This is a genomic window from uncultured Aquincola sp., from assembly GCF_964001545.1.
In the GTDB taxonomy this organism is placed as follows: domain Bacteria; phylum Pseudomonadota; class Gammaproteobacteria; order Burkholderiales; family Burkholderiaceae_C; genus Aquincola.
Genome location: NZ_CAXFDV010000675.1, coordinates 1 through 11,246, shown reverse-complemented (window position 1 = coordinate 11,246; position 11,246 = coordinate 1). Strand labels below are relative to the sequence as shown.

Annotated in this window: 11 protein-coding genes and 1 pseudogene; 11 read left to right on the top strand and 1 reads right to left on the bottom strand. The window is 70.1% G+C overall.

Features of this window, described 5'->3' with window-relative positions:
* The 11 genes from ABNT58_RS23775 to ABNT58_RS23725 all read left to right on the top strand — a co-directional run.
* Positions 1–273 (top strand): fumarylacetoacetate hydrolase family protein (locus ABNT58_RS23775; protein WP_348755875.1); only part of this gene is annotated, 273 nt, incomplete at its 5' end.
* 7 nt (positions 274–280) lie between these two features.
* The gene (locus tag ABNT58_RS23770) at positions 281–1,273 is read left to right on the top strand and encodes an NAD-dependent epimerase/dehydratase family protein (protein WP_348755874.1); all 993 of its coding nucleotides are present in this window, start codon (positions 281–283) and stop codon (positions 1,271–1,273) included.
* 165 nt (positions 1,274–1,438) lie between these two features.
* Positions 1,439–2,809, top strand: a complete 1,371-nt coding sequence (locus ABNT58_RS23765) for an HD domain-containing phosphohydrolase (RefSeq protein ID WP_348755873.1) — start codon at positions 1,439–1,441, stop codon at positions 2,807–2,809.
* A complete protein-coding gene (locus ABNT58_RS23760) occupies positions 2,793–3,740 on the top strand; it encodes a PAS domain S-box protein (RefSeq protein ID WP_348755872.1) in 948 nt (315 codons plus the stop codon). The genes ABNT58_RS23765 and ABNT58_RS23760 overlap by 17 nt, the downstream gene beginning before the upstream one ends.
* Positions 3,649–4,965, top strand: coding sequence for an ATP-binding protein (locus ABNT58_RS23755; RefSeq protein WP_348755871.1), 1,317 nt, complete (start codon positions 3,649–3,651; stop codon positions 4,963–4,965). The genes ABNT58_RS23760 and ABNT58_RS23755 overlap by 92 nt, the downstream gene beginning before the upstream one ends.
* Positions 4,962–6,518 carry an EAL domain-containing protein gene (locus ABNT58_RS23750; RefSeq protein ID WP_348755870.1) on the top strand — a complete coding sequence of 519 codons (1,557 nt, stop codon included), beginning with the start codon at positions 4,962–4,964 and terminating at the stop codon, positions 6,516–6,518. Before ABNT58_RS23755 ends, ABNT58_RS23750 begins: the two co-directional genes overlap by 4 nt.
* A gap of 5 nt (positions 6,519–6,523) precedes the next feature.
* Positions 6,524–7,432, top strand: coding sequence for an HDOD domain-containing protein (locus ABNT58_RS23745; RefSeq protein ID WP_348755869.1), 909 nt, complete (start codon positions 6,524–6,526; stop codon positions 7,430–7,432).
* Positions 7,433–7,507: 75 nt separating this feature from the next.
* Positions 7,508–8,023 carry a MarR family winged helix-turn-helix transcriptional regulator gene (locus ABNT58_RS23740; RefSeq protein WP_348755868.1) on the top strand — a complete coding sequence of 172 codons (516 nt, stop codon included), beginning with the start codon at positions 7,508–7,510 and terminating at the stop codon, positions 8,021–8,023.
* 95 nt (positions 8,024–8,118) lie between these two features.
* Positions 8,119–8,580 (top strand): tripartite tricarboxylate transporter TctB family protein, encoded by a 462-nt coding sequence (locus tag ABNT58_RS23735; RefSeq protein ID WP_348755867.1) that lies wholly within the window; start codon positions 8,119–8,121, stop codon positions 8,578–8,580.
* Between the two features lie 12 nt (positions 8,581–8,592).
* Positions 8,593–10,098, top strand: a complete 1,506-nt coding sequence (locus ABNT58_RS23730; RefSeq protein ID WP_348755866.1) for a tripartite tricarboxylate transporter permease — start codon at positions 8,593–8,595, stop codon at positions 10,096–10,098.
* A 137-nt stretch (positions 10,099–10,235) separates the two neighbouring features.
* Positions 10,236–10,934 (top strand): hypothetical protein, encoded by a 699-nt coding sequence (locus ABNT58_RS23725; protein WP_348755865.1) that lies wholly within the window; start codon positions 10,236–10,238, stop codon positions 10,932–10,934.
* A 46-nt stretch (positions 10,935–10,980) separates the two neighbouring features.
* Here the strand turns inward: ABNT58_RS23725 and ABNT58_RS23720 are convergent.
* Positions 10,981–11,246, bottom strand: a pseudogene (locus ABNT58_RS23720) (aldose 1-epimerase); the annotation flags it as partial.

The following is an 11,246-nucleotide window of genomic DNA, read 5'->3' as shown; positions in this document are numbered from 1 at the left end:
TTCGGCCAGCTCATCGCCCATGCGGCGCGCACGCGCAGGCTCACGGCCGGCTGCATCGTCGGCTCGGGCACGGTGAGCAATGCCGCGCGCAGCGCCGGCAGCGCCTGCATCGCCGAACGCCGTGTGATCGAGAAGATCGACCTGGGCGAGAGCCGCACCGGCTTCATGCGCTTCGGCGACCGGGTGCGCATGCAGGCCCTGTTCGACGATGGCCGGCCCGGCCCCTTCGGCGTGATCGACCAGCGCGTGGTGGCCGCCCACACCACCGCTTGAGGCCGCCATGCATGTGCTGATCACCGGCGCGGCCGGCTTCATCGGGCAGGCGCTGGCGCGGCAGTTGATGCGCCATCCCCTGGTGGCCGAGCGGCCGGTCACGCGCCTGAGCCTGCTCGACCAGCCCGGCGCCGCGCTGCCCGCCATCGCCGACCTGCCCGCCGCGCCCGAGCGCCAGGCCTGGCCCTGCGACCTGGCGGATGGCAAAGCGCAGGCCGCGCTGGCCGAGCGCCTGGCCGCCGATCCGGTGGACCTGGTGTTCCACCTGGCCAGCATTCCCGGCGGGCTGGCCGAGCAGCAACCGGTGCTGGCCCGGCGCGTGAACATCGACGCCACCTCCGTGCTGCTGGAAGCAGCCCAGGCCCAGGTGCAGGCCGGCGGCCCGGTGCCGGTATTCGTGTTCGCCAGCTCCATCGCGGTGTTCGGCACGCTGCCCGCCGAGGTGGACGACGACACCCCGCTGCGCCCGGTCATGAGCTACGGCATGCACAAGGTGCTGGGCGAGCTGATGGTGGCCGACTTCAGCCGCCGCGGCGCGGTGTGCGGCCGGTCCTTGCGGCTGCCGGGCGTGCTGTCGCGGCCGCCGGCGCCCACCGGCCAGCTGTCGGCCTTTCTCAGCGACCTGCCGCGCGAGCTGGCCGCCGGCCGCCGCTTCACCTGCCCCACCTCGCCGCAGGCGCGCACCTGGGCTTCGTCACTGCCTTGCGTGGTGAGCCAGTTGCTGCAGGCGGCCAGCACCCCGGCCACCGCCTGGCCGGCCACGCGGGCCTTGACGCCGCCCACCCTGCACTTCAGCCTGGCCGAGATGGTGGACGCAGTGGCGCGGGTGCATGGCGTGCCGGCGCAGGCGCAAGTCCGCTGGGCGCCCGATGAGCGCATCGAAGCGCTGTTCGGCCGCTTTCCACCGTTGCGCACGCCAGCCGCCCTGGCCGCCGGCTTCCGCGGTGATGCCGACCTGGACACGCTGCTGCGGCGCGCCCAGCCAGTGGCGCAGGCCTGAGTGCGCCTGTCGCGGCCCCCACGCATCGGGACTTACACGCAGGCAGCCCCCGTTCTGCGCCACCCCGCGCACTAAGGCGCGCAGCGGCCGCGCGCCGCGCCCGCCCTGCTCAAGCCGAAGGCAGCGCCCTCCGATCTTGCAGGGACGTCTCCACGCCGTCCCCCCATGAGCAGTGACACCGTCGCCCCCGCCCGGCCCACCAGCGCCGAAGCGGACGACACGCGCCACTACACCATCCTGACGGTGGACGACGAGCCTTCGGTGCTGAGCGCGCTGCGCCGGCTCTTCCGGCTGCAGGGCTGGCGCAGCCTGCAGGCCGAATCGGGCGCCGAGGGGCTGGACCTGCTGGACGCCGAGCCGGTGGACCTGGTGATCTCGGACATGCGCATGCCGGTGATGGACGGCGCCCGCTTCCTGGAACTGGCGCGTGAACGCCACCCCGGCGTGGCCCGCCTGCTGCTGACCGGTTATGCCGACATCAGCGCCACCATCGCGGCCATCAACCGCGGCGAGATCCACCGCTACATCACCAAGCCCTGGGACGACCATGAGCTGCTGCTGACGGTGCGCGATGCGCTGAGCCGCCGCGAACTGGAACGCCGCCATGCCGAACTCCTGGCGCTGACCGCCCGCCAGAACGAAGCGCTGCAGGCCGCCAACCGGCTGCTGGAGTCGCGCGTGGCCGCGCGCACGGCCGAGCTGGAACAGCTCAACCGCATGCTGGAAACCTCGTTCGAGGACCTGGACCGCACCTTCATGCTGACGGTGAACGTGTTCTCCGGCCTGCTGGAAATGCGCGAAGGCAGCGCCGGCCATGCCCGCCGCGTGGCCACGCTGGCCCGCGCCACCGCCGCCCGGCTGGGCCTGGGCGAGCGTGAATGCCGCGACGTGTACCTGGGCGGCCTGCTGCACGACGTGGGCAAGATCGGTTTCCCCGACCGCATGCTGGGCCAGCCGGTGAGCACGCTCAGTGCCGAAGACAAGCTGCGCTACAACCGCCACACCACCGACGGCGAAACCGCACTGATGCCGCTGGCCCAGCTGCAGGCCGCGGCCCGCATCGTGCGCCAGCACCATGAGCGCGTGGACGGCCGCGGCTTCCCCGACGGGCTGGCGGCTGATGCCATCAGCCTGGGCGCCCGCATCGTGGCGGCGGTGAACGACTACGACGGCCTGTTGCACGGTGCGCTGGCCGAGCAGCGGCAAACGCCCGAGCGCGCGCGCCAGATGCTGCGCGGCGGCATCGGCACCCATTACGACCCCCGCGTGGTGGAAGCCCTGCTGGCCGAGATCGACGCGCAGGAAGCCCTGGCCCATGCCGACCGGCTGATCGACGTGCGCGAGCTGCGCCCGGGCATGACGCTGGGGCGTGACCTGCTGTCGCCCAAGGGCGCCATCCTGCTGGCCGCCGGCTATGTGTTCGACCAGCGCGTGGTACGTCAGGTGTGCGACTTCGCGAACCGCGAAGGCTTGCGCCTGATGCTGCACGTGCGCCAGGAGCCGGCCCCGCCGCCGCCCCATGAACAGGCTGCCTGACACCCCGGCCGCCATGGCCGCCGACGTCGAGCTGGTGGGCGTGCTGGCCGTGCCCGCCGTGCTGCAGGCCGGCGGCGCCATCGTGGCCACCAATGCGGCCTTGTGCCGGCTGGTGGGCCGCAGCGCGGCCGAGCTGCTGGGCCGGCCCTTCCATGCGCTGGTGTGCGAAGAAGACCAGCCCGCGCTGCAGGCCGTGTGGCAGGCCTGCGAGGCGCAGGACACCGAGCCGCCTGCCCTGCCCGCGCGGCTGCTGAGCCAGGACGGCACTGCCCGCCCGGTGGAGCTGCACCTGCGCCGCACCCAGCGGCCCTATGGCCCGGCCGTGCTGGCCACCTGCCTGGACCAGACCGACATCGAACATGCGCAGCGCACGATGTTCGCGATGGCCGGCATGCTGCGGCAGATCGTCGATGGCGCGCCCATCGCCTCGATGGTGATCGACAGCGGCCACCGCGTGACGCACTGGAACACCGCCTGCGAACGCATGACCGGCCTGCCGCGCAGCACCGTGATGGGCACCTGCGATGCGTGGCGCGCCTTCTTCGCGCAGCAGCGGCCAATGCTGGCCGACCTGATCGTCGATGGCGCCGGGCCCGAGCAGCTGGCCCAGCTGTACGAAGGGCGGGCCAAGGTGTCGGCCATCATCCCCGGCGGGCTGGAGGCCGAGGCGTTTTTCCCCGACTTCGGCACGCATGGCGCCTGGCTGTACCTCACCGCCGCGCCGCTGCGCGATGCCGAGGGCCAGGTCATCGGCGCCATCGAAACCTTGCAGGACGTGAGCGACCGCCGCCGCACGCAGGAAGAACTGCTGCGCCACCCGGCACGAGCTGGAACAGCTGGTGCAGCGCCGCAGCGCCGAGCTGGCCGCCACCGCGCGCGAGCTGGAACGCTTCGTGGCCAATGCGCCAGTGGGCGTGGCCTACCTGGGTGATGCCACCATCCGCCGCGTCAACCCCGGCATGGCCCGCATCTTCGGCTATGCCGAGGCCGAGATGATCGGCATGCCGGCCAGCCGCTGCCACCTGAGCCCGCAGGACGAACAGGCGCTGGCCCAGCGTGCCAAGGCCGTGCTGTCGCGCGGCGAGCCGCTGCACCACGAGATGTGGATGCGCCATGCCGACGGCCACCCGATCTGGATGCAGATCGATGCCCACGTCGCCGACCATGAAGACGCCCACCACGGCACCTGGTGGATGCTGCAGGACCGCACCGAAATCCGCCTGGCGCAGCAGCAGCTGCAGGCCCGCTTCGAAGAACTGCAGCTGACCAACCGCCGCCTGGCCGAGGCGCAGAACCAGCTGCTGCAGCAGGACAAGATGGCGTCCATCGGCCAGCTGGCGGCCGGCGTGGCGCATGAGATCAACAACCCGATCGGCTTCGTCAGCTCCAACCTCAACACGCTGCGGCAGTACGTGGACGATCTGCTGGCCTTGTGCGACGCGCACGAGGCCGTGGCCGCGCAGCCCGGCGTGGCCAGCGCGCAGCAGGCCCTGGCCCGCCAGCGCGAAGCCACCGAACTGGACTACCTGCGCGCCGACCTGCCGCAGCTGCTGGACGAATCGGCCGACGGGCTGGGCCGGGTCAAGAAGATCGTGCAGGACCTCAAGGACTTCTCGCGCGTGGACCAGGCCGACTGGCAGGAAGCCGACCTCAATCTGGGCCTCGAATCCACGCTCAACGTGGTGCGGCACGAGGTCAAGTACAAGGCCGAAGTGCTCAAGGCCCTGGGCCCGTTGCCGCCCGTCACCTGCCTGGCGGCGCAGCTCAACCAGGTGTTCATGAACCTCATCGTCAATGCGGTGCATGCGCTGCCTGATCGCGGCGTCATCCGGCTGGCCTCGGGCACCGAAGGCCCCTGGGCCTGGGTGCAGGTGACCGACAGCGGCTGCGGCATGCCCGACGAGGTGCGCCGGCGCATCTTCGAGCCCTTCTTCACCACCAAGGAGGTGGGCAAGGGCACGGGGCTGGGCCTGTCGCTGTCGTTTTCCATCGTGCAGAAGCACGGCGGCGAGATCCAGGTGCGGTCGCAGCCCGGCCAGGGCTCGGCCTTCCGCGTATGGGTGCCGGTGCAGGGGCCGCAATCGCTGGCCGCGGGCGACCGGCCACCGGCCTGGGATGCCGAACCCGGCCTGCCGGCTGTAGGTGTTCAAGCATGAAGTCCGAGACCCTGCTCTACCAACCCCAGGTGTGCCTGGCCACCGGCCAGGTCATCGGCGCCGAGGTGCTGCTGCAGTGCTGCATGCCCGGCGCCCCGCGCACGCCACCCGCCGAACTGCCAGCCACCGAAGGCCCCGATGCACTCATCCGCGAGCGCGGCCGGCGCCTGCTGCGCGCCGCCTGCGCCCAGGCCGCCGCCTGGCGGGCAGAGGGCCTGCAGCCCGGGCGCATCGCCATTGCGCTGGCACCGCAGCAGTGGAGCGATGGCGACCTGACCGCCGAGGTGCAGGCCGCGCTGCAAGTCGGCGGCCTGCCCGCCAGCGCGCTGGGCCTGGAGATCACCGAAGACCTGCTGCAACAGCATGGCGACCGCGTGGCCGATGCGCTGCGGCCACTGCATGCCGATGGCGTGGAAGTGGCGCTGGCCCACTATGGCACCGGCTGCTCCAGCCTGGCGCGGCTGCGCGCGCTGCCGCTGGACGTGCTGAAGATCGACCGCAGCTTCATCGACGACATCGGCGCGGCAGACAGCAGTGCGTCGGTGAGCCGATCGGTCATTCAGCTGGCGCATGGGCTGCACCTGCGGGTACTGGCCGATGGCGTGCACACGGCCGAGCAGATCCGCCTGCTGGGCCGCCATGGCTGCGACCGCATGCAAGGCCCGGCCTTCAGCCCGCCGCTGTCGGCCGAGGCTTTCAAGGAGCTGCTGCAAAGCTGCCGCGCGCTGCCGCAGGAGCTGATTCAGCGCCGCCGGCATGAGCGCACGCTGCTGCTGGTGGACGACGAGGAGCACATCCTCTCGGCCCTGCGGCGGCTGGTGCGGCGCGACGGCTACAAGGTGCTGACCGCCAACTCTGGCGCCGCGGGGCTGGAGATCCTGCAGCGCGAGCCGGTGGACGTGATCGTCAGCGACCAGCGCATGCCGGGCATGACGGGCGTGGAATTCCTGGGCCGCGCCAAGGAGCTGGCACCGGCCACGGTGCGCATGACGCTGTCGGGCTACACCGACCTGCAGTCCATCATCGATGCCGTCAACGAAGGCGCGGTGTACAAGTTCCTCACCAAGCCCTGGGACGACCAGCGCCTGCGCGAGCACATCGCCCAGGCCTTCCGACAGCGTGAACTGGTGGAAGAAAACGAGCGCCTGACCCACGAGGTGTCGGTGGCCAATACCGGCCTGGCGGCTGCCAACCGCCGGCTGGAACATGCGGTGCGGCGCGAGCACGATTCGCTGCGCGCGATGCAGACCGCCGCCGGCCGCGCCCACGACATGGTGGACCTGGTGCCGATGGCGGTGCTGGGCTTCGATGCCACCGGCCACCTGGTGTATGCCAACCGCTGCGCGGTGACGATGTTTCCGCTGTGGGTGGCCGACCTGGGCGGCCCGCCCGACCCCGCGCTGGCCGCGCTGCTGGCCAGCGTGCCGCCCGACCGCGAAAGCCACCACCCGGTGATGCACGGCGGCCGCCACTACCAGGCCTGGCGCAGCCGCGTGGCGCCCTACCCGGTGGACGACGGCTGCCTGCTGATGCTGCGCCACGCGCAAGCCTGACCACCATGCACACCCTGCCCACCCCCGCCTTGCAGCCCGCGGCCGGCGGGCTGGGCGCCGAAGCCACGGCCGACGCCTTTGCCCGCCGGCTGGCCGAACTGCCCGCCCTGCCCAAGGCCATGGCCGCGGTGATGCGCGCCCTGGGCCGCGACAGCGTGGCCGCCGGCGACTGCATCGATGCCATCGAACATGAACCCGGCCTGGCCGCCCGCCTGCTGCGCCTGGCCAACTCGCCCTTCTACGGCGTGGCCGGCCGCGTGGGCAGCGTGGGCGACGCGGTGCGCCTGCTGGGCCTGCGGCCGGTGGCCTCCGTCGTGGCCGCGGTCTCGGTGCAGCAGATGCTGCTGCCGCTGCAGCCCGAAGGCTTCGACCTGGCGCTGTACCGCGCCCATGCGGTGGCCACCGCCACCGCCGCCCGCGAGCTGGCCCCGCTGGGCCGGCAAGACGCCGAAGAAGCCTTCGTCGCCGGCCTGCTGCACGACGTGGGCCAACTGGTGATGGCCTTGTTCGCGCCGCAAGCGGCAGCGCAGGCACGCCAGCTGAGCCAGACCCAGGGCCTGAGCCTGAGCCAGGCCGAACAACAGCTGCTGGGCAGCACCCACGCTGCCGTCGGCGCCACCATCGCCCGCCACTGGCACCTGCCGGACACCACCGCCGAAGCCATTGCCCGCCACCACCAGCCGGCCGGGCCCGACGCCGACGGCACGGCCTCGCTCAGCGCCATCGTGCATGTGGCCGATGCGCTGACCCACCTGCTGCACAGCACACCCACGGCGCTGGCCGCGCTGCCGGCGTTGCCGGGGCTCTCTCACACCGCCTGGGGGTCGTTGATGGCCGACGAGGCCACCTTGCCGCAGCTGTTGGGGCGGGTGGCGGAAGGCACGGCGTTGTGGGGGATGGATGGGGTGGGTTGACCGACCGGTCGTCAGGCGCGTGCGGTGCCACTTCGGGCGCGCGGCGGGTCAGGCAGCTCTGCTTATCATCCCCGCATGGCAACACGCAAGCTCGGCCCGGGGCCGGACACCCCGGCGCAGGGTGTCACTCAAGACGATCCGGCAGCCCAGGTGCTGCGGCAGTTCCGGCAGGTGTTCGCTGCGGTCCGCAGCCACTTCGCGCAGGTCGAAAAGCAGGTGGGCCTGGGTGGTGCGCAGTTGTGGGCGCTCAACCATGTGCGCGACCGGCCGGGCATCGGTATCAGCGACCTGGCACGGGCGCTGGACATCCAGCAATCGACCGCCAGCAACCTGGTGAAGGGCCTGATCGAACGTGAGCTGATCGCCGCCAGCCGCGAAGGCAGCGATCGCCGTGCAGTGCAGCTGAACCTGCTGCCCGCGGGCGCGCGCGTCCTGCGCAAGGCACCGGGTCCCTTTGCCGGCGTGCTGCCAGAGGCGCTGCGCCGGATGGACGAAGCCAGCCTGCGCCGCCTGCAGCAGGACCTGGACCGCCTGCTGGCCGAACTGGCCATCGAAGAAGGCAGCAGCCGCCGCCCGCTCAGCGAGATGTAGCCCAACCTGGTTCCCCTGTGGAACTACGTATTGGCGTCCAGCGGCATCACCAATACATTTGCCCAAATGTATTCGGGCATTGCCTGGGGAACGTCATGCAGTTCAGACTCACGAAAGACCTGGTGGCCGGCACGCTGTTCACAGTGGCCGGCGTGTGCTTCTCGTCGGGCGCACTGTCGTACTCGTTCGGCTCGGCCGCACGGCCGGGCCCCGGCTACTTTCCCTTCGGCCTGGGCATCCTGCTGGCGCTGATGGGCGCCGTCATCCTGGCGCGCGGCATGGCCACCCGACGTGAACCCCACCAGCAGTTCAGCCGCACGTCCAAGCGCCCGCTGCCCATCGTGGTGCTGGCCATCCTGTCGTTCGCCATCACGCTGCCCACGCTGGGCCTGGTGCTGGCCCTGCCCATCCTCATCGCCATCATCAGCGCCGCCGGCGACCAGTTCTCCTGGCGCGACGTGCTGATCAGCAGCGCGGTGCTCACGCTGGGTTCGTGGCTCGTCTTCATCAAGGGCCTGGCGCTGACGCTGCCGGTGTGGCCCTCCTTCATCGGCTGACGGGAGCACGCCATGGACATGCTGACCAACCTGGCGCTGGGCCTGGAAACGGCGCTGACGATGCAGAACCTGCTGTACGCCTTCGTCGGCTGCCTGCTGGGCACGTTGATCGGCGTGCTGCCGGGCCTGGGCTCGGTGACCACCATCGCGATGCTGCTGCCCAGCATCTATGCGCTGGACGCCACGCCCGCGCTGGTGATGCTGGCGGGCATCTACTACGGCTCGCAGTACGGCGGCTCCACCACCGCCATCCTGATCAACGTGCCTGGCGAATCGGCATCGGTGGTGACGGCACTGGACGGCTATCAGATGGCCCGCCAGGGCCGGGCCGGCGCAGCCCTGGCCACCGCAGGCCTGGGCTCGTTCTTCGCGGGCACCGTGGCCACACTGGTCATCGCCGCCTTTGCGCCGCCCCTGACCGAGCTGGCTTTCAAGTTCGGACCGGCCGAATACTTTGCGCTGATGGTGCTGGGCCTGGTGGGTGCGGTGGTGCTGGCCTCGGGCTCGCTGCTCAAGGCCATCGCCATGATTCTGCTGGGGCTGCTCATCGGTCAAATCAACACCGACGTGATCTCGGGCGTGCCGCGCTACAGCTTCGAGATCCCTGAACTCACCGACGGCGTGAACGTGGTGGCACTGGCCATGGGCCTGTTCGGCTTCGCCGAGATCGTGGCCAACCTCAGCCGCCCGGCCGAGCAGCGCGAGGTCTTCACCAAGGAGGTCAAGGGCCTCTGGCTGACCAAGGAAGACTTCAAGCTCGCCGCGCCCGCGGTGCTGCGCGGCACCGCGCTGGGCTCGCTGCTGGGCGTGCTGCCGGGCGGCGGCTCGCTGCTGTCGTCGTTCGCTTCGTACACCCTCGAAAAGAAGATCTCCGGCACGCCCGAACGCTTCGGCAAGGGCGCCATCCAGGGCGTGGCAGGGCCTGAATCGGCCAACAACGCCGGGGCGCAGACCAGCTTCATCCCGATGCTGACGCTGGGCATTCCGCCCAATGCGGTGATGGCGCTGATGGTGGGCGCGATGACCATCAAGGGCATCCAGCCCGGCCCGCAGGTCATGACCAGCAACCCCGATCTGTTCTGGGGCCTGATCGCCAGCATGTGGATCGGCAACCTGATGCTGGTGATCCTGAACCTGCCGCTGATCGGCATCTGGATCCGGCTGCTCACCGTGCCCTACCGCTTCCTGTTCCCGGCCATCGGGGTGTTCTGCTGCATCGGCGTGTACTCGGTCAACAACAACACCTTCGACGTGTACATGGTGGCGCTGTTCGCGGTGCTGGGCTACCTGTTCTACCTGCTGCAGTGCGAGCCGGCACCGCTGCTGCTGGGCTTCATCCTGGGGCCGATGATGGAAGAGAACCTGCGCCGCGCGCTGCTGCTGTCGCGCGGCGACTGGGGCACCTTCGCAGAGCGTCCGCTGTCGGCCGGGCTGCTGATCGCGGCGGCCATTCTGGTGGCGCTGGTGGCCCTGCCCGCGGTGCGCGGCAAGCGCGAGGTGGCTTTTCAGGAGGCCTGACGGTCACCCGCGGTCGCGCCTTGCCGGCGGGCGTGTGGCGTTCAAGCGCATGGATAGGCCGTGCAGTGCACGGCGCAGTATCCTGCGTCTCCCGTATGGTCATACGCTCCCGTCGCGCGCCTGATCGGCCACCACCCATGGAAGAGCTGAGGAATCTCGAGCTTGACGACACCGCACCAATGGCAGGACCGAGCGGTGGGCATCCGTCTACGAAGGTCTTGTTTCTGCTCGAAGAGTTCAAGGTGCATAAGGCCTTCATCCTTGAAACGCAGAAACGGATGACCACCTTCACCATTGCAGCCATCGCCGTCGCAACGACGCTGCTGACCGGGTCAGCCAACTTCCTGTTCACCGCAGACGTCAAAGGCGGCTGGCAGCTTGCCTATGTGGCGCTCTTTCCTTCGATACTCCTGATCGTCACGATGCGTCTGATGACGGCTCACCGGGCAGCGATTGGCAGCACAGCGGCTTACATCGTCGTTGGCATCGAGAAGGAACTCGGCGTGACAGGGTTTGAGTCCTTGATTTACGAAGCGCGAAGGTGGGTGCCAACCCAGGAAGCCAATGATCCCATCGCGGACGCCTTCCACTTGCTCATCGCCGCCAGCTTTCTTGTCTTCTTGTTTGGCATGGGGCGCATAGAGCCGCCCGCCGCCTCGCTGGCGTTTTACGTGCACTTGCTTCCCCTTGCGCTGCTCTACATGGTCTTTCTGAAGACTTCTCAGCGCTTCAAAACCGTCATCCCGCCATCGGTGGAGGAAGGCCTGGACAACTGGAGCCGGGCCATGGCTTCCCTGCGAACTTCTCAGGCGCGCGGGGCAGGGAAAGTCGGATGACTTCAGGTGCAGCGCGCGAAGCGCAAAGACAGGGACGCCGAGCAAGTCAGTGTGGAGTCCACCGCCACCGCATCTTCAACGCCGCCACCCCGTCCTTCCCCAACGCCCTCAACCCCGGCCGCCCCGGCATGTGGAACGCATCGATCGGATGCGTGATCGGCTCGAAGCAGAAGGCGTCGCCTTGGGGTGGGCGGTAGACGAGGCAGCAGCGAGCATCCGCGGGCGCGCTGGCGTCGAAGTCCAGCATCTCCAAGCTCAACGCCACCCCACGCTCGGGCCACTCGATGCGCGCGGTGCCGCCCCAGCCACCGA